At 68.6% G+C, this 23,724-nt stretch carries 23 protein-coding genes; 10 read left to right on the top strand and 13 right to left on the bottom strand.

Annotated features, from left to right (window positions below; genetic code table 11):
* Nucleotides 1-25: 25 nt before the first annotated feature.
* Nucleotides 26-562: a helix-turn-helix domain-containing protein gene (locus Ssi02_RS26475; protein ID WP_239129752.1), complete on the bottom strand. Its 537-nt coding sequence runs from the start codon at nt 560-562 to the stop codon at nt 26-28.
* A gap of 122 nt (nt 563-684) precedes the next feature.
* Between Ssi02_RS26475 and Ssi02_RS26470 the strand changes: the two genes are divergently transcribed.
* From Ssi02_RS26470 to Ssi02_RS26450, 5 genes are all read left to right on the top strand, one after another.
* Nucleotides 685-2,121, top strand: coding sequence for an aminobutyraldehyde dehydrogenase (locus Ssi02_RS26470; RefSeq protein ID WP_204030287.1), 1,437 nt, complete (start codon nt 685-687; stop codon nt 2,119-2,121).
* Nucleotides 2,122-2,202: 81 nt separating this feature from the next.
* Complete coding sequence (locus Ssi02_RS26465) at nt 2,203-3,660, top strand: APC family permease (RefSeq protein WP_204030286.1); 1,458 nt, start codon at nt 2,203-2,205, stop codon at nt 3,658-3,660.
* 54 nt (nt 3,661-3,714) lie between these two features.
* A complete protein-coding gene (locus Ssi02_RS26460; RefSeq protein ID WP_204030285.1) occupies nt 3,715-4,878 on the top strand; it encodes a cytochrome P450 in 1,164 nt (387 codons plus the stop codon).
* A gap of 5 nt (nt 4,879-4,883) precedes the next feature.
* Complete coding sequence (locus tag Ssi02_RS26455) at nt 4,884-5,201, top strand: non-heme iron oxygenase ferredoxin subunit (RefSeq protein ID WP_204030284.1); 318 nt, start codon at nt 4,884-4,886, stop codon at nt 5,199-5,201.
* The gene (locus Ssi02_RS26450; protein ID WP_204030283.1) at nt 5,198-6,370 is read left to right on the top strand and encodes an NAD(P)/FAD-dependent oxidoreductase; all 1,173 of its coding nucleotides are present in this window, start codon (nt 5,198-5,200) and stop codon (nt 6,368-6,370) included. The genes Ssi02_RS26455 and Ssi02_RS26450 overlap by 4 nt, the downstream gene beginning before the upstream one ends.
* A 26-nt stretch (nt 6,371-6,396) precedes the next feature.
* Here Ssi02_RS26450 and Ssi02_RS26445 read toward each other — a convergent pair whose 3' ends face one another.
* The 6 genes from Ssi02_RS26445 to Ssi02_RS26420 all read right to left on the bottom strand — a co-directional run bounded on the left by Ssi02_RS26445 (nt 6,397) and on the right by Ssi02_RS26420 (nt 12,120).
* Entirely contained in the window at nt 6,397-7,953 is a 1,557-nt protein-coding gene (locus Ssi02_RS26445) for an FAD-dependent monooxygenase (protein WP_204030282.1), read from the bottom strand.
* Between the two features lie 5 nt (nt 7,954-7,958).
* On the bottom strand, nt 7,959-8,918 hold the full coding sequence (locus Ssi02_RS26440; protein WP_204030281.1) for an MBL fold metallo-hydrolase: 960 nt from the start codon (nt 8,916-8,918) through the stop codon (nt 7,959-7,961).
* A 42-nt stretch (nt 8,919-8,960) separates the two neighbouring features.
* Entirely contained in the window at nt 8,961-9,818 is an 858-nt protein-coding gene (locus tag Ssi02_RS26435; RefSeq protein ID WP_204030280.1) for a fumarylacetoacetate hydrolase family protein, read from the bottom strand.
* A gap of 1 nt (nt 9,819) precedes the next feature.
* Entirely contained in the window at nt 9,820-10,494 is a 675-nt protein-coding gene (locus tag Ssi02_RS26430; protein ID WP_204030279.1) for a GntR family transcriptional regulator, read from the bottom strand.
* A gap of 93 nt (nt 10,495-10,587) precedes the next feature.
* A complete protein-coding gene (locus tag Ssi02_RS26425) occupies nt 10,588-10,983 on the bottom strand; it encodes a GNAT family N-acetyltransferase (protein ID WP_204030278.1) in 396 nt (131 codons plus the stop codon).
* Nucleotides 10,984-11,154: 171 nt separating this feature from the next.
* Nucleotides 11,155-12,120 (bottom strand): ketopantoate reductase family protein, encoded by a 966-nt coding sequence (locus Ssi02_RS26420; protein ID WP_204030277.1) that lies wholly within the window; start codon nt 12,118-12,120, stop codon nt 11,155-11,157.
* Nucleotides 12,121-12,210: 90 nt separating this feature from the next.
* On the opposite strand from Ssi02_RS26420, the gene Ssi02_RS26415 reads away from it, so the two are divergent.
* Complete coding sequence (locus tag Ssi02_RS26415; protein WP_204030276.1) at nt 12,211-12,780, top strand: TetR/AcrR family transcriptional regulator; 570 nt, start codon at nt 12,211-12,213, stop codon at nt 12,778-12,780.
* Between the two features lie 388 nt (nt 12,781-13,168).
* On the opposite strand, the gene Ssi02_RS26410 is transcribed toward Ssi02_RS26415, so the two are convergent.
* The 3 genes from Ssi02_RS26410 to Ssi02_RS39910 form a co-directional block, all read right to left on the bottom strand.
* On the bottom strand, nt 13,169-13,552 hold the full coding sequence (locus tag Ssi02_RS26410) for a VOC family protein (RefSeq protein ID WP_204030275.1): 384 nt from the start codon (nt 13,550-13,552) through the stop codon (nt 13,169-13,171).
* A complete protein-coding gene (locus Ssi02_RS26405; RefSeq protein ID WP_204030274.1) occupies nt 13,539-13,916 on the bottom strand; it encodes an SRPBCC family protein in 378 nt (125 codons plus the stop codon). Before Ssi02_RS26405 ends, Ssi02_RS26410 begins: the two co-directional genes overlap by 14 nt.
* Nucleotides 13,917-14,523: 607 nt before the next feature.
* The gene (locus tag Ssi02_RS39910) at nt 14,524-14,901 is read right to left on the bottom strand and encodes an ATP-binding protein (protein ID WP_373870201.1); all 378 of its coding nucleotides are present in this window, start codon (nt 14,899-14,901) and stop codon (nt 14,524-14,526) included.
* Nucleotides 14,902-15,264: 363 nt separating this feature from the next.
* On the opposite strand from Ssi02_RS39910, the gene Ssi02_RS26395 reads away from it, so the two are divergent.
* Together Ssi02_RS26395 and Ssi02_RS26390 are read left to right on the top strand one after the other, a co-directional pair.
* On the top strand, nt 15,265-16,629 hold the full coding sequence (locus tag Ssi02_RS26395; RefSeq protein WP_507763441.1) for a helix-turn-helix domain-containing protein: 1,365 nt from the start codon (nt 15,265-15,267) through the stop codon (nt 16,627-16,629).
* 77 nt (nt 16,630-16,706) lie between these two features.
* Nucleotides 16,707-17,261, top strand: coding sequence for a zinc-binding dehydrogenase (locus Ssi02_RS26390; protein ID WP_204030271.1), 555 nt, complete (start codon nt 16,707-16,709; stop codon nt 17,259-17,261).
* Nucleotides 17,262-17,389: 128 nt separating this feature from the next.
* Here Ssi02_RS26390 and Ssi02_RS26385 read toward each other — a convergent pair whose 3' ends face one another.
* Nucleotides 17,390-18,550, bottom strand: a complete 1,161-nt coding sequence (locus Ssi02_RS26385; protein ID WP_204030270.1) for an ABC transporter ATP-binding protein — start codon at nt 18,548-18,550, stop codon at nt 17,390-17,392.
* A 116-nt stretch (nt 18,551-18,666) separates the two neighbouring features.
* Nucleotides 18,667-19,581 carry an NAD-dependent epimerase/dehydratase family protein gene (locus tag Ssi02_RS26380; RefSeq protein WP_239129719.1) on the bottom strand — a complete coding sequence of 305 codons (915 nt, stop codon included), beginning with the start codon at nt 19,579-19,581 and terminating at the stop codon, nt 18,667-18,669.
* A gap of 349 nt (nt 19,582-19,930) precedes the next feature.
* On the opposite strand from Ssi02_RS26380, the gene Ssi02_RS26375 reads away from it, so the two are divergent.
* Together Ssi02_RS26375 and Ssi02_RS26370 are read left to right on the top strand one after the other, a co-directional pair.
* Nucleotides 19,931-20,533, top strand: coding sequence for a hypothetical protein (locus Ssi02_RS26375; protein WP_204030268.1), 603 nt, complete (start codon nt 19,931-19,933; stop codon nt 20,531-20,533).
* Entirely contained in the window at nt 20,514-21,797 is a 1,284-nt protein-coding gene (locus tag Ssi02_RS26370; RefSeq protein ID WP_204030267.1) for a hypothetical protein, read from the top strand. The genes Ssi02_RS26375 and Ssi02_RS26370 overlap by 20 nt, the downstream gene beginning before the upstream one ends.
* Nucleotides 21,798-22,166: 369 nt before the next feature.
* On the opposite strand, the gene Ssi02_RS26365 is transcribed toward Ssi02_RS26370, so the two are convergent.
* A complete protein-coding gene (locus Ssi02_RS26365) occupies nt 22,167-23,375 on the bottom strand; it encodes a PucR family transcriptional regulator (RefSeq protein WP_204030266.1) in 1,209 nt (402 codons plus the stop codon).
* Between the last annotated feature and the right edge of the window lie 349 nt (nt 23,376-23,724).

Genomic DNA, 23,724 nt, shown 5'->3' with positions numbered 1-23,724 from the left:
GCGCCCGGCCGGCGGCGCACGCGGATCAGGCGCCGCCGGGCCTGGTGATCATCATGAGGGCGACGGCGTCGTCCGCCGACAACGCCCGCACGACGTAGGGCTCACCGGGCAGCAGGTAGGTGTCGCCGGGCGACAGCCGTACCTCCGCCCCCGGCATGCCGGCCGTGACCTCGCCCGACACCACATACAGACGCTCGGTCATGCCCGGCATGCCGCCGCTCGACTCGTGGACCCTGCCCGCCAGGAAGGTCACCTCGTAGACGTCCACGCCGCTGCCGGCGCTGATGCGGGCGATCACCCGGCCGCGTGTGGACTCGCTGTCCACCCGGACGCCCTCGCCCGCAGGAAGCAGGCGCGGGATCTGCTCGTGGATGAGATCGCCGAGCGCGCACCCGAGCGTGCCCGCGATGGACCACAGGGTCTGCAGGGTGGGGTTGCCCGTGCCCGACTCAAGGCTCGACAGGGTCGACTTGCCCACACCCGAACGGCGCGACAACTCGGAGAGGGACATCTGCCGCGCCTCGCGCAAACGCCTGATGTTGGCGGCGACAGTGTCCTCCATCCGTCCCACAGCGGGACCTCCTCACAACCTCGCCGGGGCTCGGCGAACGCCGGCTCCCAGTGGGGACGCTACCACGGCCGTTCGCTTTACCGAACGCTGCCCTCTAATCATCAGGAGACCTCATGACCTCTGTGCGCGACCAGTTCTTCGTCGGCGGGCGGTGGATCGACGCAGGTGACCACGCCCGGCACGAGGTGGTCAACCCCGCCGACCGGACGCCGCTCGGCGGGTTCCCGATCGCGACCGCCGAGGACGTCGACGCCGCGGTGACGGCCGCCTCCGCCGCCTACGCCGACTGGCGGCGGCACACCCCGGGGGAGCGCTCCCGTGCCCTCCTGGACCTCGCCGCGGCGATGGAACGCGACATCGACACCCTCGTCGACCTGGAGTCCGCCAACGTCGGCAAACCCAAGGCCGGCGCCCGCGCCGAGATCGCCTTCGCCATCGACCACATCCGGTTCTGCGCCGGGGCGGCCCGCAGCCTGGAGGCGAGCAGCGCGGGGGAGTACATCCGCGGCCAGACCTCCGTCGTGCGCCGCGAACCGCTCGGCGTCGTCGCCCAGATCGCGCCGTGGAACTACCCGATGGTGATGCTCGCCTACAAGCTGGGCCCGGCCCTCGCCACCGGCAACACCACCGTGTTCAAACCGGCCGAGCAGACCCCGCTGACCACGCTGCGCGTCGCCGAACTCGCCGACGGCATCCTGCCGCTGGGCACCCTCAACGTCCTGACCGGCGACGGCACCACCGGATCCGCGCTCGTGCGCCACCCCGGCGTGCGGATGGTGTCGCTCACCGGCGACTCCGCGACGGGCCGGACCGTCGCCCGCGAGGCCGCAGACTCCCTCAAACGCGTCCACCTGGAGCTCGGCGGCAAGGCGCCGGTGCTGGTGTTCGACGACGCCGACATCGAGCACACCGTGTCGGTGCTGCGCCGGGCGGCGTTCTACAACAGCGGCCAGGACTGCACGGAGGCCACCAGGATCCTCGTCGACCGCAGGATCGCCGGCCAGATCGTGGACGGCCTGGTGGAGGCGGTCCGCACGATCCGGGTGGGCGACCCGGCGGTCGACGGCGTCGAGATGGGCCCGCTCGTCTCCGGCGCCCAGCACCGCCGCGTGAGCGGCTTCGTTGACCGGCTCGGCGGAGGAGAGGCCAAGATCCTCACCGGCGGCGCGAGCGGCGACGAACGCGGCTTCTTCTATCAGCCGACCGTCGTCACCGGCGTCTCCCAGCACGACGAGATCGTGCAACGCGAGGTGTTCGGCCCCGTCGTCACGGTCCAGACCTTCGACTCCGAGCAGGAGGCGGTCGAGCTGGCGAACGGCACGCCGTACGGCCTGGCCGCCTCGGTGTGGACCAAGGACGCCGGCCGCGCCATGGAGGTGTCGGGCCTGCTGGAGTGCGGAGCCGTCTGGGTCAACGAGCACGACGTGGTCACCCCCGAGATGCCGCACGGCGGCGCGAAGGCGTCCGGATACGGCAAGGACCTGTCGGTGTACAGCGTCCTCGACTACACCCTGGTCAAACACGTGATGATCAACCACCGCCGGAGCTGACCTCCGGCAGCCGCGGCACGGCAGGCGCCGGACACGAACGCCCCGCCCGGCACCTTGTTGCACCCCCCTGGAGGCACCACCATGGCCACTCCCACCGGCCCTGCCCGGCCACGACCCACCAAGATCGGCTTCTTCCGCAACGTCGCCCAGCCCCTGTCGGTGTCGGGCCCCTCGTCCGGCACCGCCGTACTCCCCGCCGTCATGGTCGCGGTGACCGGCACCGCCGGAGCCACCTCGTTCCTGCTCGGCGTGCTCGCCGGCGGCCTGGTCGTCTACATCTTCGCCTCGCTGGCGAAGCACTTCTCCTCTGCGGGCGCGGCCTACTACTACGCCGGCGTGCTGAGCGGCATGCGCGTCGCCGTGGTCGTCGGCTGGACCTACCTGCTCACCTATCTCGGCTTCGCCGCGTGCGTGCTCTCCAACGAGGCCAACTACTTCGGCGTCGCCATGGGATACGTCTCCGGACCCGAGATCCCCTGGGTGCTCGTCGCGGTGGCGCTGTGGGTGCTGTGCGTCTATGTGGTGGCGCGCGGCATCGAGTTCTCCACCCGCTTCCAGGTGGCGCTGGAGGTGCTCGGGGTGCTGTCCCTGGTGCTCATCGGCGTCACCGTGCTCGTCAAAGGCGGGTACGGCGGAAGCAACCTGAGCCTCGCCGCCTTCTCCCTCGACGGGGTGACACCCGGGAAGCTGTTCCTCGGCATGGCGCTGGCCCTCGGCACCTTCGGCGGGTTCGAGTCCGGCGCCTCGCTCAGCGAGGAGACCGACAGCCCCGGGCGCACCGTCCCCGCGGGCATGTGGACGACGCTCCTGCTTAGCGGCGGCCTCTACGTATTCGCCTCGTGGTTCATCAACGTCGGCTTCCCCGACCTCGACACGCTCGCGGCCTCCCCGGCGCCGCTCTTCGAACTCGCCGAGCAGCACTTCGGCTCCACCGTCGCGTTCGTCATGACGGTCGTAGTGCTCCTGGCCGGCCTGTCCACCATCACCGCGGCCTCCAACGGCGCGGTGCGCACGCTGTTCGCGATGCGGCGCGACGCGGCCCGCTCCGGAGGCGGGTCTTTGAGCGAACCTGAGCGTATCCCCGTCCGGCTGGTCGCCCTGTGCGCCGTGCCCATCCTGGTGCTCAGCGCCGGGTTCTTCTGGACGGAGGCGTACATGGCGTTCCAGTACGTCGCCACCGCCGCCGCGCTGCTCATCACCGCCATCTACCTGTGCATCAGCTTGCTCAGCGTGCGCTGGTTCGCCCGGCTCGGCAGCCCCGCGAAGGCAGGCGTCGGCGTGCTGGCCTGTGCCGTACTCGGCTACTCGCTCTACTCCAGCGTCGCCTCCCAGACCGACCCGGTGTTCCGCGCGCTGGCCTTCGTCGACCTCGGGCTGGTGCTGCTCGCCGTGGTGTTCGTGCTGGTGGCGAAGCCGGTCGTGCGGCGCATGGACGCCTCCGTCCACTGGGAGGCCGGACGCGAGATCCGCGACCGGCTCCTGGCCGCCGACGCCGCTCCGCCCGCCGCCGTCGGCCAAGAGGTGGGCGGCGGCCGGTGAGCTTCGCCGTACACACCTCATCCCCATTTAACGTTCCGACAGAAGGACGGCTTCATGGCGATCGCCACCCGGCTCGGTAGCGACGACCTCTACCGCGACCCCTTCCCGATCTACCGGCGGCTGCGCGACGACGAGCCCTGGGCCTGGTCGGAGCGGCTCGGCGTCTGGCTCGTCAGCAGGTACGACGACGTGGTGTTCGTCGACGAGCACCCCGAGATCTTCACCGCCCACCAGCGTGAATCGCTCGCCGAGCGGGCCATGGGGCTCGTGATGATCCGCACCGACGGCGACGCGCACCGCAGGCTCCGCGCGGCGGTCGACGGCCCGCTCAAGCGGCGCAACGTACGGCAGCGCTGGTCCGCCGAACTCCTTGGGATCGCCGGGGAACTCCTCGCCCGCATCGCTCCGCAGGGCGGGTGCGACCTCGTCCGGGACTTCGCCGCACCCTTCGCCGCCCGGTCCCTGACCAGGGTGATCGGGCTGCCGGAGGTGACGACCGAGCAGGTCGTCGAGTGGTCGGGCGCCTTCATCGCGGGCCTTTCCAACCACGCCGGCGACCCCGCCGTATGGCGGCGCTGCGACCGGGCCCGCGCCGAGGTCGGCGCACTCGTGGCCGCCGAGGTCGGGACCGGGGGACGGGAGGGCAGCGTGATCGCCGCCATGGCGAACTCCCCCCTCAGCGTCGAGGAGATCGCCACCCAGGTGCGGCTGATGCTCAGCGGCGGCTTCAACGAACCCTGGCACGCGCTGACGACGCTGGTGTGGCAGCTCCTCCGGCACCCTGAGATCGCCTGGGATGTGCATGAGGACTCGGGCGCCCTGGACGCGGCAATCGCGGAGACCGTGCGCTGGCTCACCCCGATCGGCGCATTACCCCGCCAGCTCGCCGTCGACCACCACGCCGGCGACGTCACCCTGCGCGCCGGCGACAAACTGCTCGCACTCGCGGCCTCCGCCAACCACGACGAACGCAAGTTCGGCGACCCCGAGGCGTTCGACCCCGGCCGCCCCGGACTCGGCGACCACCTCGCGTTCTCCCTCGGCGCGCACTACTGCCTCGGCACCTACCTCGCCCGGGAGCAACTGCGCGTCGCCGCGCCGCTGCTCCTCACCCGGCTCCCCGGGCTGCGGGTGGCCGAGCCGCCGGAGTTCACCGGGTGGATGTTCCGCGGGCCCGAGGCGCTGCAGGTCCGCTACGACGCCGTGCGACAGGTGTGAAACGAATGATCGAACTGTGCCCCCTCGGCGACCTGGTGGCGGGCACCGTCACCCGCGTCGCACCCCCCGGCCTGCCCGCGGCCCTCGCCCTGGTCAGGATCGGCGACCGCGTCTTCTGCATCGACGACACCTGCTCACACGAGACCGCTTCGCTCTCCGACGGCTGGCTTGCGGGCTACCAGATCGAGTGCCCGCTGCACGAGTCACGCTTCGACCTGCGCACCGGCGCACCCGACTGCCCTCCGGCCCGCCGCCCCGTCCGCGTCTACGACGTGGTCGTCGTGAACGGCATGGTCTGCGTCGAAGCGGAGGGTACGGCGTGACCGTCATAGCCGTCGTCGGCACCGGCCTGGCCGGGATCCGCGCCGCCGAGACCCTGAGGGCCGAAGGCCACGACGGCCGCCTCATCTTCATCGGCGAGGAACCGGGCCGCCCCTACGACAGGCCGCCCCTGTCGAAACAGGTGCTGCTCGGCGAGACGGCGGACCTCGCCCTGCTCGACGAGCGGGGCGAGGCCGAGCTCGCCGCCGAGTGGCGCACCGGAACCCGCGTCACCGCCTTCGACCCGCACAACCGGACGGTACGGCTGGGCGACGGCGACCGGCTGAACGTCGACGGCCTCGTCATAGCCACCGGCGTGCGGCCGCGCACACTCTCCTGCGACCTCCCCGAGTCGGGAGTGCACACACTGCGCACCCTCGCCGACGCCACGGCGCTCCGCGACGACCTCGCCGGGGGCGGCCGGATCGCCGTGGTCGGCGGCGGATTCATCGGCTGCGAGGTCGCCTCCGCCGCCCGGTCCCTCGGCCACGACGTCACCGTCGTGGAAGCCGGTGACACTCCGTTGCGGGCGGCCCTCGGCGAACCCGCCGCCCGCCTCCTGGCCCGGCGCCACATCGATAGCGGCGTGCACCTCGTCACCGGCGCCGGCGTGCACGCCGTCACCGGGGGGCGCCGCGTCACCGGTCTCGTCCTCGCGGACGGCCGCGTGTTGCCCGCTGACACCGTGGTGGTCGGCATCGGCGCCGCCCCCGACCTGACCTGGCTCGCCGGCTCGGGCGTCGCCTGCGCCGACGGCGTGCTCACCGACCAGTGGGGGCGGACGAACGTCCCCGGCGTCGTCGCGGCCGGGGACGTGGCCGCCTACGCCTGCCGTACCGGCCGCAAGCGGGTCGAGCACTGGACCAACGCACGCGACATGCCGGTGGTGGCCGCGCGGGCGCTCCTCGCCGATCTGCGCGGCGAGGACACGACCGCCCTTCCGGTGCACGACCCGCTGCCCTACATCTGGTCCGACCAGTACGGCAGCCGCCTCCAGTTCGCGGGCCGCCCCGGACCTGGCGACCGGTTCACCGTGGTGGAGGGCGAGCCGGACGGGCCTTTCGTCGCGGTGTACGAACACTCGGGCCTGGTCACCGCGGTGCTGGGGGTGGACTCCCCGAGATCCTTCACCCGGCTGCGCGCCGGCCTCCGCCGTACGTGGGCTTCTTGACGCGGCGGGCCTTGCGGCCCGCCGCGTTATGACGTGGGGTGGCCCAGGGCTCGGAGCACGGCGCGGGTCAGGTCGGCAGAAGTGGGGTTAGTCAGGATTGCCGCGATGTGTGCATCCGGGCGGATGACCCACACCTCGTGAGGACGGGTGCCGAGGGCGTCTGACAGTGCGCCCGACTCACCGATGTCCGTCACCTGGACCGGGGCGGAGACAGCGTCGGCAAGGGCGGAGGTCACGGCTGCGCGATCGCAACCCCCGGCGAGCAGGACCAGGACACCGTCGCGAGTGAGGTGCCGTAAGCGGGACACCTCCGGCCTGCCCGGGACGGACACTGGAACATCGGGCAGGATGACACCCGGGGCCGCCGCCCGCCCGGTGAACTCACCGTCCCGCGTGGTCAACGGCGAGGCCGTATAGCGGAAAGGCTCGGCGAAACGCCCCGAGTCCACCGCGGTCACCCCCTCCGGGTCCACCGCGGCGCGCTCTAGGATCGCCTGCCTGCGCCGCCGCTCGGCCGGGGTGCGGGGCACGAGGAAACGCATCGTCGCACCCGTCACCCACAGGTTCTCCAGCGCCGCGGCCCGCCGCTCGTCGTGATAGGTCGCGAGGAGAGCCTCGGGTGCCCAGCCGTGCCGTACGAACGCGATTTTCCATGCGGCGTTCTCGGCGTCCGGCACACCCGAGTTGAGACCCCGGGCCCCGAACGGCGCGACCAGATGGGCGCAGTCACCCGCGAGCAGGACCCGGCCGACGCTCATGCGGTCGGCGAGCCGCGAGTGGAAACGGTAGACCGAACGCCACACGAGCTCGTACGGCTGATCGCCCACGATGTGCCGGATGCGCCGGTCGAGCATGCCGGACGCCTCCTCGGCCTCCAGGTCGAAATCCGGCGGCACCTGCCAGTCGATCCGGAACACCGAACCCGGGCATGGATGCATGAGCACCTGACGCCCCGGGTTCCACTCCGGATCGAAGTAGAACCGCCGTTCGCTCTCCCAGCCGGGCAGCTCGGCGCGGATGTCGCAGATCAGGAACCGGTCGTCGTAACTCTCGCCGTCGAAACCGAGCCCCAGCGCCTCGCGCACCGCGCCACCGCGGGCGCCCGTGCACGCGATCGCATGCGAGCCGCGCACGACCGTGCCGTCCGCGCATTTGACGGCTACGCCGTACTCGTCCTGGGTGAGATGGACCACCTCGTGCCCCCACCGGGTGTCGATCAGGGGAGTGGCGGCGATGCGCTCGTCGAGGATCTCCTCTGTGCGTGCCTGCGAAAGGTTGACGAACGGCGGCAGCGGCGAGCGGCCGGGGTCGCCGAAACGCGCCGAGAACAGTTCGCGGTCGCGATAGTAGGTGCGCGAGGTCGTCCAGGTGAGCCCCTCGGCCGCGATCGCCTCGCAGCCGACGGCGGCCCAGACGTCGAGCACGTCGCGCTGCTGGCAGATCGCCTTGGAGCCGGTCAGGTCGCGTGCCGGACGCCGGTCCAGCATCACGACGGGAAGGCCCCACCGGGCCAGGAGCAACGCCGCTGTCTGCCCCACCGGTCCCGCGCCGAGCACGAGCACCGGTAGCCGTTCGTTCCTCATCGTCCTCAGCCCTGCAGCAGATCCCAGATCTCGCGGTCGCGAGCCGCCGTCCAGATGTGGGGGCGTTCGACCCCCAGCAGCTCGTCCCACAACCGGGAGACGTCGAACGGCAGGCAGTGCTCGAAGATCGGCCACATGCCGTAGCGCGGCGCCAGCGCCGCGCGCACCCGCTCGAACGCCTCCTTGAGCGAGCCGCCGGCCTCCTGCACGGCGGTGACCTCGGCGATCATCACACGCAGGAAGTCACGGGTCTGCCCGATGGCGGCGCCGACCGCGTCCCGCCCCCGCACCACGGGGCCGCGGCCCCCCACCAGCGCCTCGGCCTCCAGCGCGGCAACCCCGTCGAGAGTGCCCGACGCCCACTCGCGGTGGTAGGAGTCACCGGTGTAGAGCGCGGCCTGCGCCTCGACCAGATCACCCGCGAACAGCACCTTCTGCTGCGGCAGCCACGCCACGATGTCACCCTCGGTGTGGCCGCGGCCGAGATAACGCAGCATCAGATCGCCGCGCCCGGCGCCGAGGTCGATCGTCAGCCCGTCGGTGAAGGTGAGCGTCGGCCAGGTCAGGCCCGGGATGCTGCCGGGATCTTTGAACAGGCGCGGCATGCGGCCGTATTCCGACTCCCAGTCCTGCTTGCCGCGTTCGGTGATCAGCGCCTTGGTGCGTTCGTGCGCGACGACGACATCGGCGTCGAACGCGCTCGCACCCAGCACGCGGACCGCGTGATAGTGCGAGAGCACCAGATAGCGGATCGGCTTGTCGGTGTGCTCACGCAGCAGCGCCAGCCATTCGCGGGCCGCCACGGGAGTCGCCATCGCTTCGAAACAGACGAGGAAGTCCTCTCCCTCGATCGCGCCCACGTTGGGGTCGCCCTCGGCGGTGAGCGCGTAGACGCCGTCCGCGAGGATCTCCAGGGTGGGCTGCTTGTCTTCCAGATCGGCCGATGAGGCGAAAGCCTTCGCCATGAGACGCCTCCGTGTTCTTTTTCGGTTTCTTGTGCTATCGGTCTATCGATCGGTGGATAGTTCCCCGCCGCAGAGGACATGACGCATTTCCCCGACGCCCTCGACGGCGCTCGTCAGCACCTCTCCCGGGCGGAGAAAGCGGGGAGGAGTACGGCTCACGCCCACACCTGCGGGTGTGCCGGTAAAGATGACGTCCCCCGGCAGCAGCGGCGTCACCGCCGAGAGCCGCGCCACGAGACCCGGCACCGAGAAGACCAGGTCGGAGGTGCGCCCCCGCTGCACCACCTCACCGTCGACCGCACAGCTCAGCTCAAGATCGTCCGGGTCGGCGAACTCGTCCACCGTGACCAGCCAGGGCCCCATCGGGGTGAACCCCGGATAGGACTTCGCCAGACTGAACTGCGGCGCCGGCCCCGCCATCTGCATCACACGCTCGGACAGATCCTGGCCGACCGTGAGCCCGGCCACGTGGGCCCACGCCGTACTCTCCGCCACCCGATGCGCGGTCCGGCCGATCACCGCCACCAGCTCCACCTCCCAGTCCACGTTGCCTTCGGGCAGCGTGATCTTGGAGTGGGGGCCGGTGATCGAGGTGACAAACTTGGTGAAGACCGCAGGACTGTCGGGTACGGCGAAGCCGGCCTCGGCGGCGTGAGCCCGATAGTTGAGCCCGACGGCGAACAACTGCCGCGGCGCCGGCGCCGGTGCTCCAAGGAGCGCCGGGTCGAACTCCTCGCCTGGTGGAAGCGCCGCCTCCTCGGCCCACAGGCGAAACTCGTCGAACTGCGCATAGACGGCCTGAGGATCGGCAGAAAACCGTCCCCCCGAGGCCCGCGCGACGTCGACCGCCCCACCGCTTGTGATCAGCGTCAGCCGTCCGGCCAGGTTGGCGATGCGCATGTCAGCCCTCCCCACGTTCGACACCGGCGACGACGATGCCGGCGGTGCGCCGGATGTGCTCTTGGTGCAGCCGGCACGCCGCGTCGGCGTCCCGCGCCATGACCGCCTCGAAAATCGCCCGGTGCTCGCCCGCGATGTCCCGCCGCCCCTCGTCGTAGTGCCGCGACCAGTAGCGGTAGATCGCGGCCGACTCGGCGAGCCCCGCGACGATCTCCATCATCCGCGGGCTGCCGCAGGCCGCCATGGTGGCCTTGTGGAACTCGTCGTGCGCACGGATCCACTCCTCGGCCACCGCGCCCGGCCGCTCCGGGTCACCCATCGGGGTCCCCGCAAGCCGGTGGTGTGCCGCGGCGAGCGCCGCCTCCCAGGCGAGATCCCCCCGCTCGACGGACCGCCGTAACGCGCTGCCCTCGATCGTCGCCCGCACCTCGGTCAGATCCTCAAGATCGGCCACCGAGACATCAACCACAGCGAACCCCTGCTGCGGCAGCGCCCGCACAAGCCTCTCCCCGGCCAGCCGGCTCAGCGCCTCACGCACCACGTTGAGGCTTACCCCGTGGGCGGCACTCAGCTCGGAGGGCTTGAGCTTGCGGCCGGGCGTCACGCGGCCGGCCAGGATCTCGCCGCGCAGGGCGGTGTAGACACGCTCGGTGAGCGATCGCGCGGAGGTGGACATGGGGGTAGCGTTTTGATGTAAATATGGATTTTTCGCGTCTTAGTGGCTGGCAGGCCAGGCGGATGCGGCTGGACCGTGTGCCGCTCTAGCAGCTCAGAGCGCGATGAGCCCCGCGTTGGTGGGCTCGAACCCGCAGGCATCGAAGTAGAACTTCCGCAAGTGATCGTCAAAGTCGACGTGCAACCACTCACATTTCGCCGCCCGAGCGCCCTTGACGGCCTCCGCCACAAGCCCCTTCCCGATGCCGGCGCGACGCAACTCACCCCTGACCACGGTGTCCAGGACGAAGGCATGCACCCCGCCGTCCCACGCCACATTGACGAACCCGACAAGCTCCCCATCACGCCACGCACAGACCCACCCGAGACTGTGCCGACGCACCTGCGCCAGCCAGTCGATGTCCAGCACCTTGTGATCGAACCCTTCGGCATGCAACACGTTGACGTCGGCGTTGTCGAAGTTCCCGCGCCACTCATACAAGATCGTCATGCCCGGGAGTCTAGGTGTCCTTGGTCAGGCGGCACCTCAGGATTTTCGTGGACCTCACCGCTGACCTGCCATATCAAGAGCGGCCCGCAGGTGCGGGGCACCCGACAGCGCATGAACGGTCACATCCCCGACCCCACATGAAGCGGATACGGACCGACAACATCGGTGAATTTAGACTCGACCCGTCCCCTTGCGGGCGAAGTTCGGTTCCGCCGCTTCCAGGCGCGGCGCCGAGATGCCCAGCCGTCGTGCTTCGGCCAGGGTGTCCCGGCAGACCTCACGCGGCTCCTCGGCCTCGGGGTCGGAGTGCGCCGCGAAATTCACGCGCACGGGCGCGAAATGAGCAGTCAGCCAGGCGAGCGCGGGGGCCGTCAGCCAGGTGGGCGCCCGGAACAGCAGCACACCGCCCCGGTGACGTCGCAAGTCAACGCCGCGCGCCTTGAGGAGCGGCAGCAGCTCGCGGCCGGCCAGCAGCGCCTCGCGCAGGTCGCCCGTTGCCCCGGCCAGTTGGGACAGGGATCCCAGCCGCAGGCCCTGCGAGAACATGCCGGCATCCGACGCGAAATGGACCCACAGCCAGCCGCGGAAGTCAGGCCGCTCCTTGATCCGGAGCCCGGCCTCGCGAAACGCCTGGCGCACGGCCCGTTCCCGGTCGGTCGGGGGCCGGTCGAGTGTGCCGAAGACGACCGACGGCAGCAGTGCCCCTCGGAGTACGCCGTCCGCGCAGAAACCGCCACCGGCCTGGGGAAAGCCCCAGGCGATCCGGTCGGCGGGGAGTGCGCCGATGGCGGCGAGCGGCTCGGTCCAGAGGTTGCCGAAGACCAGCACCGTGGCCTGGCCGACACGCGGGGCCAGGAAGGCCGTCGCGCCCGCGAGGCGATGGTGGGGCACGCTGAGCACGATCAGGTCGAAGTCGTGGTCCGGCTCCAGCGCCTCGCGGTAGCGCACCGGCCACCTCTCGGCGACGCGCTGCCCCCACACCCGGCGCCGCATATCGAACAGGTCGAGGTCCACCGCGTCCCCGTACGTCTCCGCGCGACCCGGACGGACGTAGAACTCGACGTCATGTCCCGCCTGTTGCAGGACCCAGCCGTAGACGGTGGCGATCACGCCTCGGCCGAACATCAAGATCTTCACGCTGCACCTCGTGGGGTACGATCGATTTGGAGACCATCTCCACTTTGGAAAATATGGAGGTCATCTCCACTTGTCAACGCGAGGTAGCACATGACCGCCGACAAGCCGCTGCGGGCCGACGCCCAACGCAACCGCGATCTCCTGATCGCCAAGGCACGAGAGGTCTTCGACGCCGGCGACTTCTTCGACCTGCGCTTCGATGACTTCGCACGCCTGGCCGGGGTGGGCACCGGCACGCTGTATCGCCACTTCCCCACCCGGGAGGCACTGGCCGAGGCGGTCTACCACGGGGAGGTCGCCGCGCTCTGCGACCGCGCCCGCCTGCTACAGGCCACGCTGCCCGCGGCGGAGGCTTTGGCGGCCTTCCTGCGCGGCATGGTCGACCACATAGATGCCCACGAGGGCTTGGCCCGGACGCTGGCCACGCTCATGGCCGATCGCGCGGGTGCCCTCGCCGAGGGCAGCCGGGCGCTTGAGCAGGCTGTCACAGACCTGGTGGCCGCCGCCGTGCGGGACGGCGCCGTTCGCGACGACGTGGACGCCGGTGCCGTGATGATGGCGCTGCACGGCATCAGTGCGGCCCATGACCGCCCCTGTTGGCGGGCCGAGGCCGACGATGTCATCACCCTCGTGCTGGACGGGCTGCGCCGCCCGCTATGACAAGGTGCGACACGAGGTCGCCTGCCGCGAGCGAAGGATCCGGTCAGTGGCACGGCGGCGACGATGAGGTCCCGGGTAGACACCCGGCCGATGCGGTCAGGATGTGTGCGAGAGCGATGAGGGCGCGACTCTGCCAGTTCTAACGCTTGTCGAAATCCTACGTCGCCGAAGATGGGACTGGTCTAACCCTGTGTAGCACGCTGTGGTGCGACAGCTTTGTGTCTGCGACACCCCGCCTGTTGACATAAGCACCGTGGTGCTCATGAGCAGGTCGGGTTACCAGCAAACCTTGGGCTTGTGTCATCGAAGCTTGAGCAACTCGGGAAGCCGGCCGCCACGCTCCGCGCTAGCGCCGAGGGGGGCGGCTCACCTCACCGGGACATCAGGATCAGCGGGACTCCGCGAGCAGATGAATGACACCGGCTGGGTTCTTGATCCAGTGGGTCCTGGAATCGAGGTTCTCCAGGGGCTCGACCTCGTCACACGGGTGGATGCCGATGTCGGCCAGTTTGCTCGCTGCCGCGTCCAGGTCATCGGTGTGCAACTGCAGCCACAGGTCGGGCCGGCCGTAGTTGTCGACACAGTCGAGCCACAGCGTATTGGGGCCGAACCGCACCGAATGAGTTCTCGAGACAGTCGGAGCGTAGGAGACGTCGTCTTCTTTGACCTCGAAGCCCAGAGTGTCGCGGTAGAAGGCCACCGTGGCCTCGTACTGCGCCTTGGGGATCTTCATGGCGATGTTCAGGCCGGCCGTGAATTCAGGCTTGCTCATTATGCGTAACTCCTTGGTTCGTATCGGTGGCGTCCAGTGCGCGTTTCAGCGCGGCCAGCCGGTCATCCCGGGTGCCGTCCGGTACCGGCTCCAGGGTGAAGTCCACAAGCGTCTGAGGTGCGTCACCCTCCGGCATGCCCTCGATCGCCCACCTGAACGCGAAACGGTGTGGCGGGTCGACCAGCGCGATCGTGGCGACGGATTCCTCGTCAAGGTCGTCCCAGCGGAAGAATGCTCGCCCACCTGGCCGCAGATCTATCTCCGCTATCGAGCCGAACCACCGCGAGAGTCCTTGCGCGGTGGTCAGCGCGGCCCACACCCGCTCGATGGGGTGCGCGCAGTACCACCACACGTTCGATCGCATCCGAAACCATGCCCACCCTCCTTCGCAACCTGTAGGTTGCCAATGAGTAGCAACCTACAGGTTGCGATTATTGCTCGCAAGCCCCGGTGCCGAGGGCGAATTACGACGCGCCCGCATGTGCGGCATCCCTGACCGGCTTGAACGGCCACCTGCACAACCGGACTGGCGGCATCCCTTCGTGCCAAGCTCAAGGTCAAGGTTCGGTGTCGCGGGCCGGCGACCTTAGAACGCAAGAGGGCAGGAACTCCCGCTATCGAACAGCAGTGGGCCAGTCCGTCGTCGCCTTGAACGTGCAGCTTTCATAGGGGTAGGGGTGGTTCTGGGCACGGCTACGACCCCTTTTGCTGCTGTTGGTGAAAGCACCTAGTGGCTGCGGCAGGCCGCAGGGGCGGAGAGGTCTGGTTGGGGGCGTGGGCGGCCAAAGGCCGCCCAGCGCTTCGGGCCAGGCCGCGGCCTTCACCGGATGTCGATGCGCGCCTGGATATCGCTGGACCCGTCGAACAGCAGCCGCAAGCCCATCTCGGCCTCCTGAGCGCTAATCCGTGAGGTCTTCTCCGTAAGTGACCTCAAGCTCTATGTGTGGCCAGGGTCACCCACGATTGCCAGATCAAGATGCGTGCTCAAAGATCGCTCCGTTTCCGGCGGGGAGTTGACGTTCGACCTCGAACCAGACGGCTCTTCCGCTCGCTTCGAAGTAGTCGCCCCAACGGTGGGCCAACTGATCCACCAAAACCAGGCCTCGGCCGTTCTCTGCGTCGACTCTGGTAGGACCGAGCACCGGTCCGCCAGCTGAGCCGTCGTCCATCACATCGACCCGTACGCAGTACTGACTCACCTGGAGAAGTACCGTCACCTCTCCGTGCCTTGACTTGGAGTGCGTGAGCGCATTGGTCACAAGTTCGCTCGTCAAGAGGACCACTACGTGAGCCTGATCCGCTGACATGTGCTTCTCCGCCAGGTGCCCCCATATCCAGGCTCGTGCCACAGAAGCGGATGAGAGCGCTCCCGCCAGGTCCAGGCGACGTGCCCCAACACGCTGATACCGGACATGCTCGGGATGGCATGGATCGCCGAGACCGGTGGACTCCCTTAATCGCACAATGCCACCCACTTGTGCTGATCTGGTGTTGAAGCCTGCAGCCTTTCGGGCTGCTCAGCGCTCATAGTGCCTACCATGCGTCGGGCCGAATGGATGTAACGGGGAATTTGCTCCGCTGCCCGGGGCGGGCAGCCCTAGACTGCGCCATGGATCGCTCCTCCATGCGATCGAGGATGCGCCCGAAGGTGATGGTTCGGGCGTTTCCGCCTACATTGCCTAGAGTGGGCATTGACCTTGCGCGCAAGCAGGGTGACATTAGTGTGTAGCCGTGTCCCGCCCTGGCTCAGTCGTAGCTCGCTGGTAAAGCATCGACCTTGCGATCAGGGCAAAACATCGTTGCGGCATTGCGGCAACGAATTGCGGCAAGAAGGAGGCGCAATGATCACCGGAGCCGATCTACGCAGGGCGCGGGAGCGTGCGGACGTCAGCCTCGATGAGATGGCCAGCCGTATCGGCATGTCGACGGGGCACCTAAGCCGTGTGGAACGAGGGCAGAGGGCTATCAGTCCAACGGTCGTTCAGCGCTATAGGGAAGCGCTAGGACCAGAGATTGCCGCAAACATCACAGAGATTACTGAAACGGCAGCCGACTCTTCGTCGCTTGATGATGACAACGGCATGCTTAGCGCTATTGCGGCGGCATGTGTGGGGGCTTCGGTGGTCGATACTTCCGTGCTTCTCGACGACCTGATGGTGACGCCAAACGCAGTAGGTATGCGTGAGGTGAAGGCCCTCGAAGAGGCCGTTGAGTTTTACACCAAGATGGACCTCTCCCGTGGCGGCGAGCCCGTGATCGCCATTGCGCGAGGTGCCCTGGTATGGGCAGTTGGGCTGCTTGACGGGCAAATGACAGATCCTGTCCGTGACCATGTGGTCAATGGGATCGGCCTGCTTGCCGACCGTCTTGGGTGGGCGCTGTACGACCTCGGGGACACCGTACGCGCGAGGAGGATGTTGACCTTCGCCCTGAACTTCGCTTCTCGCGGTAGTGATCGAGACCTCAGGGCGCACATAATGCTCGACTTATCAGTCGTTCTCGCGGATTCTGGGAAGCCAAGGGCCGCGGTCGAAGTGCTCCGGATGGCGCTCGGGGATGAGCGCATCAGTTTGCAGGAGAAGGCGAACCTGCATGCTGTCGCAGCACGGCACTGTGCCTACGCGAGAGATCGCGATTCGGGCATACGGCATATTTCCCTGGCTGAGGAATCGCTGGCACAGACGAGATCTGAAGGTGGTCCAGAGTGGGCGCGTCGCGTCACCGCCTCCCCAGGGCATCACGAGAGTGCTTTGGGTTTGGCGTACTTCGCCCTAGATATGCTGGATCAAGCTCAGGGTCGCCTTAGTGCGGCACTGGCGAAGTTGGGCAGTGAGCGCGTAAGAACTGCTCTGCGTTGTCGTACGCGATTGGCAGTTATCTTCGTGAAGAACAGGGATCTCGCGCGAGCCGTGTCCGAGATAGAGCGCTGCTTTGCTGATGCCGAGAGTGTCAAATCTGCACGGATTCGTGCGGACTTGCTGATGGTGCTAGAGGCCATGAGGAACTCCGAGGAGTCAGTGCTTATCGACCTCGCCGATAGGCTCACGCCATCCGCGCCTTCTGTGGAGTCTCCGTAGACTGCAAACGGAGTTCGCCTCATACGCCATGCTTCACATGAAGTCACGGAGGAATTAGAGGTTCCCGCGCAAGAGGTGTGGGTAGTGGCGGAATTTTTTTTGGTGTTCTCGACAATGTGGGCGGCAATCTGCTGGCCGAGGCGTTCGGGGCCTTGGAAGACGGCGGCGTTGCCCTGTCCATCGGATGGGCATCCCGCGAACCGATCGTCATCGACTTCGAGGAAGAACGGATGAAAGGCGTTCTCAAGCGTCTCGAACCCTTCACCGTAGCCGCTCCCTTTGGGCTGGATCTCGCCTACCTGATCCACCTGCTGGAGAAAGGGGAGCTCGATCCGCAGATCGGCTGGCGCGGTCCATGGGAACGAGTGGACGAGGCGATAGATGCCCTCCTCGGTCGCCGGGTTCAAGGCAAGGCCGTACTCGATCTCATCCTCCGTGACCCGGCTGACCCCATCAGTTCCTCTCGAGGGGGACCGTCGCCTTTAGGCGACGGGGGAATCGGGAGCGGGAGGGCCGCCAAGGCCCGAGCGTGCCCTGGCCTGTCTGGTGAGCACATCGGAGATCGGCGCTCAACCCGAACACTTCACCGAGGTCAGAGGTCATGTCCCATGATCGGGAAGTCGTCATTCTGACATCGGTGAGGTCGAGCCGAGGTCCGGTATCAGCGGGCGGGGTGATCTCCGGTGGGTCGGGGACCGTCCGCTTGTCACGGGGGCGTGTCACTGTTGATGGCGGCCTGTGTCGTGCGTCTGGGTGGCTGTCATCGTGCGAAGGCGTGAGGGCGGCCGGTGAGGGCGAGGAGGACGTCGTCGGGGTCGGGGGTGTGGACCGTGAGGCGGTCGACGTCGATCAGGGCTTCGTCGAGCTGGTCGAGTAGGGCCTTCAGTGAGCGTTGGTCGCCGGTGGTGGGGACGTGGAGGACGAAGGCGTTGTCGTCTCGCATCAGGGTGGGGAGGGTGCGGGCGGCCATCTCGAACTGGCCGGGGTCGGTGAAGCTCATGCGGACGTGTCCGGCTGGCGCGAGGCGCTTCAGTTCGTCGGGGGTGCCCTCGGCCGTTACGGTGCCGCGGTCGAGCACTGCGATGTGGTCGGCCAGGTGGCCGGCCTCATCTAGGTGCTGTGTGGTCAGGAAGACTGTGACGCCGTTGGCCGCCAGGCGTTTGATGATTTCCCATACTTGGTGGCGGCTGCGGGGGACGAGGCCTGCTGTTGGCTCGTCGAGGAAGAGGACGTGGGGGTTGCCGGCGAGTGCCATCGCCAGGTCAAGGCGGAGGCGTGTTCCTTCCGAGTAGGTGAAGGCGGGATTCTGTGCGACCTCCCGTAAATCGAACCCTTCGAGCAAATCCGCCACGCGGTGGCGGGCTGCAATCACTCCCATATTGTGCAGGGCGGCTGCCCGGGTGAGGTTCTGTTCGCCTGTGAGCATGGGGTCGACCAGCATGAGGCTGGCCTTCAGGGGATCGGCGGATATGGGGGCGATCGGCTTGGGGTTAGCTGATTGGGGGGCCGCCCATCGGGGATCTGTCGATTGGGGATCCGTCAGCATGGCTTCGGCCGCCCTGGTGACGGTCGGCATCGTGCCGTTTGACACGGTGCCGACCGTGGCGGGAGCAGCCGATATGCATGCCCCCACACGGGCGTCAGGTCGACCGTCGCCCACCGTGCACTGGCCGACGACGCCGACCGCCGATCGCACGGCATCGGCCTCGGTCGCCACGTCGTGGCCGAGGACCCGAACCTCTCCGCTGTCGGGCCGGAGCTGGGCCGACAAGATCTGCAGCATCGTCGTCTTGCCCACGCCGCTTGGGCCGAGTAGGGCGAAGATCGTGCCTGGGGGCACGTGGAGGTCGATGCCGTCGAGCACGACCTGGCTGCCAAACGCCTTGCGGAGACCGGTCACCGAGATCGCCGAATGCCTCATGAGCGCCCTCCCGCCAAAAATGGGTGACGCCGCCTTGCGCACCATCACGACGTCAGGCTAACACAGCATGACGTCATTTTGACGTCACCGAATGATGGAGTGACGTCATATGGGCATCAGAAGGCGTCGACTGTGGCTCTCAACGCCTCGTCCATCGAGGTCGGCGCCACGCCGAACGTGCTCTCAAAGGCCGAGGAGTCGACGACGAACGGAGAGGCGAACTGATAGCGGACATGTCTGAGCTCGCCGAGCAAAGGGGTGAACAGGCCGGCCGCCCGGATGAGCGGCCACGGGAGCTCCCGTACCCCCGGCATGGGTCTGCCGATGATGTCCGCCATCCGCTCGGCGACCTCGCGGAAGGTGAGGGGCGGGTTGGTGGGAACGTGCCAGGGGCGGCCCCAGGCACGTTCGTCGGTGCCCGCGACGATCAGGGCTTCGGCGACGTCGGGGAGGTATGTCCAGCTATGTGGCATGTCTGCGGGCCACAGGAGCGGAACGGGTTTCCCGGCCCGTAGGGGCTTCACGAATCGGGCTCCGAGGTAGGACTGGTCGGAGGCGCCGGGGCCGAAGAAGTCGGATGCGCGGACCTCGGTCGCTCTGATCCTGCCTGCCTGGTGGGCGGCCAGCGCTTGCTCCCACATCGCGCCGCGAAGCCGGCTCTTCGGGGTGGTGGAGGCGAGCGGCAGGTCCTCGGTCATCGGTCCGTTGACCGGTCCATATGCATAGAGGTTGCCGAGCATCACCAGTCCGGCGCCCGTCGCCTCGGCTGCGGCGAGGAAGGAGGCGGCCAGCGGTGGCCAGTCCGTGAGCCAGCGGTGATATTTCGGGCTCACGCAGTTGTAGAGGACGTCGGCCCCCTCGGCCGCCTCCGTTAGACGTCTTTGATCGGCGACGTCGGCCGTGACTCTGTGGGTGCCGTCGGGGCCGCCGCCCGATCTGGTGACGACGGTGACGTCATGCCCCCGGGTGAGGAGTTTGGTGGCGAGATGAGTGCCCACTTGCCCGGATCCGACGACGACATGCTTTCCCATGCTCATTCCTCCCGTTGTGAGAGCGATGCTCCCCCAGTGCGGCATCGATCAACACCGTTTCATGATGATCTAGGGTTACGGCAGAGCCCGCGCGGCCCCCTGATTCGGTCCGCAGACGGGTCGTCACGCCTCAAGACGCAACCGTTGGAATCTGCCGCGACCGGCCACGACTCGCGACAGGTCCCGCCACGCCTCAAGACGAAACCATCGGGATCTTGTCGCCGCGTGCGGGACCGCCACTGAGGGAGCCGCGCCCGCGACCTCCGCACAGGCGTCGAAACCGGCGTCGAAGCCGGCGCAGGATGCGATGGAGGTCAAATGAAAGGTCGAGCGCAAGATAGCCGAATGCATGAAGGCCAAGGGCTTCAAGTACATCGCCTTCGTGGCCCCCGACCAGGAGACCGAGCTTCAACGCCGGGTCGCGAACGGCGACTACGAGGCGGTCAAGCAGTTCAGGAGTAAGTACGGCTACCAGACCTTCGCCCGCTACATCTACCCCGACGACCCCAGTTCAGGGGCGTTGGTGCCGCCGGAGGATCCGAATCTGGCCGTCAGCATAAACAACGCGCACCAGGAGGCGTTCATGTCGGCCAAGGACGCGTGTGAGACGGAGGCGGTCAAGGTCGTCCTGGGCAAGGTCGTCAAGTCACGCATGGATCTTTTCCAGCATTGGATGAAGAGCAGAAAGGCGGCGCTGGATCGGGAGGCGCGCCTCGCGCGGCGAGTGGCGGCATTCGGGTGCGGAGTACGGCAGAGCCGCAGATTGTCAACCGCCGAAGTGCTCGTGATCCATGCAGGTCCCCGGCCTGGCCCTCCAGGATCGGGTGAGGGTTCGCAGCGAACGGGCCACGGGAGCAAGATCACACGAAGTACCATCTTGGCTTGCCCATATGGGGATAACGAGCATTTGAACGGTTGGCGAGGACTGAGTCTTGTCCGATGTGAGAGATAAGAAGAAGGGCCTGGCGGGAGGGTCGGTTCAGTCGGCTTCCGCGCCGGGTGGTGAGCGAGGGGGGGCACCCGGGAGGTTCGGGCGCTATGCCCTGGCTCTGGCTGTGCTTGTGGGGGGCGCGTTCACCTATGTGAGTTTGACCGACGTGCCAGGGGAGGCGGCGCAGGCCGGGCCGACGCCGGCCCCACCTCCGAGTGCCGCGCCGACGCCGGTGGTGAGCAGCACGCCCGCCATGGCGGAAGAGTGGACACCGCAGCCGTTCACGCTTCCCGTGCAATATGCCTATGCTCCGGACCTTCACAATTGCCGCCGGGGGGCGTCTCCGCAGGACGTCTCCGAGTCGATCGCGTGCAACGGCTGGACCCTCCGGGTCAAACACACCAACGGCGAGAAGCCCGACGAACAGGGGCTCGCGCACTCGCGCACATGCTCGCAGCGGGGGTGCTGGAGCAACATCCGGCTCCACGACGCGGTGAACTTCGCCAAAATCGACGAGAGCACCACGCGTTCGATGCCCCTTCAAATCAGCCCCGACGGGCACAGCGTCGTCTATTTCAGCGCGAGCCGCATGCAGTTCGTCGGATGGCATCTCCCGACGGCCCGCATCGAGCCCGTCTCCCCCCGCATGGACGTCGCGACACTCGCCGAGTTCCAAGGTGTAGACATATCCCCTGACGGCCGGTTCTTCTCAGTGTCGTTCTCCGGGGAAAGCCCGAGGGTGCTGGTCACCAACGCGGCCACCCGGAAGACCTCGACCTTCCGCGGATTCTGCGACGTGCTCGGCATCAGCCGCAACGCCACCGTGATCGCCGCCGGGCGCGGCTGCCGCGACGCGGCCGGGAGCTCCCCGGTGAAGAAGGGTACGGTGGCCATCCTCGACCGGCGAGGCAAGATCCAGGGGGAGTGGCGGCGGGACGGCATCGACTACAGCCTCTCACCCGACGGCCTCCGTCTGGTGGAGGTGCGGTCCGACGTCGACGAGTCCGGCAAGGAACAACTCGTCATCTACAACACCAAGACGGCAGGCCGTGTGCTCAAGAAGCACGAACTCCGCCTGCTCTCCCAGCCGAAGACGGCGTCCGCCACCGGCCGCAGCTGGGCCAACGAGCACGAATACGTCGTGCGGGCGGACAAGGCGGGCGGACGGGGATCCCTCGGCTACTACGCCGTCGACGTGCGCAGTGGCGCCTCCCAGCGCCTCCGGGACCTCCCGCTGAGGGGAGGCGAGCAGTTCTCCCTCGGCAAGGTGGGCACGGAAAGCTGACCGCCCACCCCTTTCGCCCGTGACCCCGGCACACATCGTCGTGTAGCCGGAGTCCCGCGATTCCCGCCGCCACGCGGCGGGCCTTCCGGCGACGTGCCCGGTTTCCCGCACGCGGGGCGACCGCCGCCTCCGCCATCCGCCCTCCGCCGGCGCCGGTGCCGGTGCCGGTGCAACGTACGGCGGGAGCCGGAAAGTGCGCCGTGTGTCCGGTAGCCGGTTCCCATCACCGACGGGATCACCTCGGCGACGGGGCATGGCGGGTGATCAGGGAGGTCGGCGGGCGAAGTGGCGGACATCCCGTGGACGCGCCACTACCGTGACCTCGCGAAGCCCCGGGCGAACCCGGCTTGTCCGTACCTCGACCGGGGGCTATCGGTCGGGTGCCTCGCCGAGTTCCTCGGCGCGCAGGGCGAGGAGGACGTCGGCCCTCACCAACTCGGCCGCGGAGTCCACCCCAAGCAGCTGGACCACGCGCCGGACGCGGTAGCTCACGGTGTTCTCGTGGATGCGCAGGCGGCGCGCGGTGAGGCGGGTCGACAGTCCGGTGGCGAGGAAGACGCGCAGGGTCTCCACCAGGGCAGGGCTCTGCCGTAGCGGAGCGAGGATGGTGTCGGCGAGGCGCCTGGCGTCCAGGGGGTTGTCGATGAGGAGCACCTCGGGGATGACCCTCTCGAAGGGGATGACGGCGCGGTCGGCGCCCATGCGCAGGCCCGCCTCCAGGGCCGCGAGGGCCTCCCGGCAGGAGGCCCCCGCCTCGCCGAGGCGGGGGCGGGGTTCGCCCAGGCCGACGACGACTCCGGGCGGCACGCCGGGGCGGCCTGCGGCGCGGGTGAGGGCCTCGGGGATGCCGGGGGCGTCGGCGAGGACGAGCAGGAGGGCCTGCCCTCGGGTGCCGGCGAGCACGCGGCTGCGCAGGCGCGGGCGGAGGGCGTCGAGCAGCACTCGCTGGGCACGGGTGATCTCCAGGGGTCGTACGGCGCCGCGCATCCCGATGGCCGCGGCCCGATGGGGGACCTGGGCCTGCACGCCGATGAGGCGGGCGCGCTCCTCCACTTCGGACGGGTCGAGCGGCTCGCCGCCGGCCAGGCGGGAGACGAGGTCGGTGGCGATCTGGTCGAGGTGTCCCGCGGCCTCGCTGCGGGTCTGTCGGTAGGCGTCGGTCGACGCCTCGATCATGGTGTCCACGACGGCGGCGAGGCGGTGGGTGAGCTCGGTGAGCACCGGCGCCTCCATCGGCGGGCCGACGGCGGCGAAACGCTGGAGCAGCAGCCGTTCGGCCGCGTGCCAGGACGCCACCACGCCCTCCACCGGGACCCCCTGGATGGCCCGCCGCTCGCCGAGGGCCGCGGCCGGGGTCAGCTCCCCGCCCGCCGGGCTTCGCCGTTCGGCGACTGCGGCGAGGACGGCGCGGATGTTGGGCGCGACGACGTCGGCGAGGTCCCGGACGTCCATGCGGGCGGGATCGTAGCCCGGGAGGTGCTCCCAGACGGCGTCGACGAGCGCGGCGGACATGTCGTCTACCTGCTCCAGCAGCCGCGCGGCCCGCCGCGCCAGCTCGGGACCGGGGCCGGGCGGCACCTCTCCAGGGCCTACAGGTGCGGATGAAGCGGAGCCGGGCAGGTCGGAACGACCGCCACTGGGCGAGGACTTTTGCGAGCCGCTGGGGGTGGCCGGGGCGGGGCCGGCGGGAGCCGAATCTGAGCCTGAAGGGCCGGCGGAGTCGTCCGAGCAGGCGGGATCTTCGGGATGGGCGGGGCAGGCCTCTGCGTGATCTGAGCTGCGGGGATCGGCCGGGTTAGGGTCGTCGGAGTGCGAGTGTTGTGGCGAATCCACAAGAACGCCCCCTGTATCTTCCGAGCAGTCCACGTAGTGAGGTTCATCACCCTCACCGACTATGGACTATCACAAGGCCAGGTCCCAAATGGCC

This window comes from Sinosporangium siamense (assembly GCF_016863435.1).
Lineage (GTDB): Bacteria > Actinomycetota > Actinomycetes > Streptosporangiales > Streptosporangiaceae > Sinosporangium > Sinosporangium siamense.
This window is presented reverse-complemented; position numbering and strand designations above follow the sequence as displayed.

Coding starts and splice junctions, on each gene's coding strand:
- Ssi02_RS26415 (WP_204030276.1), top strand. CDS start 12,211: ATGACCGCCGACAAGCCGCTGCGGGCCGACGCCCAACGCAACCGCGAT.
- Ssi02_RS26375 (WP_204030268.1), top strand. CDS start 19,931: ATGAAGGCCAAGGGCTTCAAGTACATCGCCTTCGTGGCCCCCGACCAG.
- Ssi02_RS26470 (WP_204030287.1), top strand. CDS start 685: ATGACCTCTGTGCGCGACCAGTTCTTCGTCGGCGGGCGGTGGATCGAC.
- Ssi02_RS26430 (WP_204030279.1), bottom strand. CDS start 10,494: ATGTCCACCTCCGCGCGATCGCTCACCGAGCGTGTCTACACCGCCCTG.
- Ssi02_RS26455 (WP_204030284.1), top strand. CDS start 4,884: ATGATCGAACTGTGCCCCCTCGGCGACCTGGTGGCGGGCACCGTCACC.
- Ssi02_RS26380 (WP_239129719.1), bottom strand. CDS start 19,581: ATGGGAAAGCATGTCGTCGTCGGATCCGGGCAAGTGGGCACTCATCTC.
- Ssi02_RS26465 (WP_204030286.1), top strand. CDS start 2,203: ATGGCCACTCCCACCGGCCCTGCCCGGCCACGACCCACCAAGATCGGC.
- Ssi02_RS26405 (WP_204030274.1), bottom strand. CDS start 13,916: ATGCGATCGAACGTGTGGTGGTACTGCGCGCACCCCATCGAGCGGGTG.
- Ssi02_RS26410 (WP_204030275.1), bottom strand. CDS start 13,552: ATGAGCAAGCCTGAATTCACGGCCGGCCTGAACATCGCCATGAAGATC.
- Ssi02_RS26425 (WP_204030278.1), bottom strand. CDS start 10,983: ATGACGATCTTGTATGAGTGGCGCGGGAACTTCGACAACGCCGACGTC.
- Ssi02_RS26445 (WP_204030282.1), bottom strand. CDS start 7,953: ATGAGGAACGAACGGCTACCGGTGCTCGTGCTCGGCGCGGGACCGGTG.
- Ssi02_RS26475 (WP_239129752.1), bottom strand. CDS start 562: ATGGAGGACACTGTCGCCGCCAACATCAGGCGTTTGCGCGAGGCGCGG.
- Ssi02_RS26460 (WP_204030285.1), top strand. CDS start 3,715: ATGGCGATCGCCACCCGGCTCGGTAGCGACGACCTCTACCGCGACCCC.
- Ssi02_RS26440 (WP_204030281.1), bottom strand. CDS start 8,918: ATGGCGAAGGCTTTCGCCTCATCGGCCGATCTGGAAGACAAGCAGCCC.
- Ssi02_RS26435 (WP_204030280.1), bottom strand. CDS start 9,818: ATGCGCATCGCCAACCTGGCCGGACGGCTGACGCTGATCACAAGCGGT.
- Ssi02_RS26385 (WP_204030270.1), bottom strand. CDS start 18,550: ATGAGGCATTCGGCGATCTCGGTGACCGGTCTCCGCAAGGCGTTTGGC.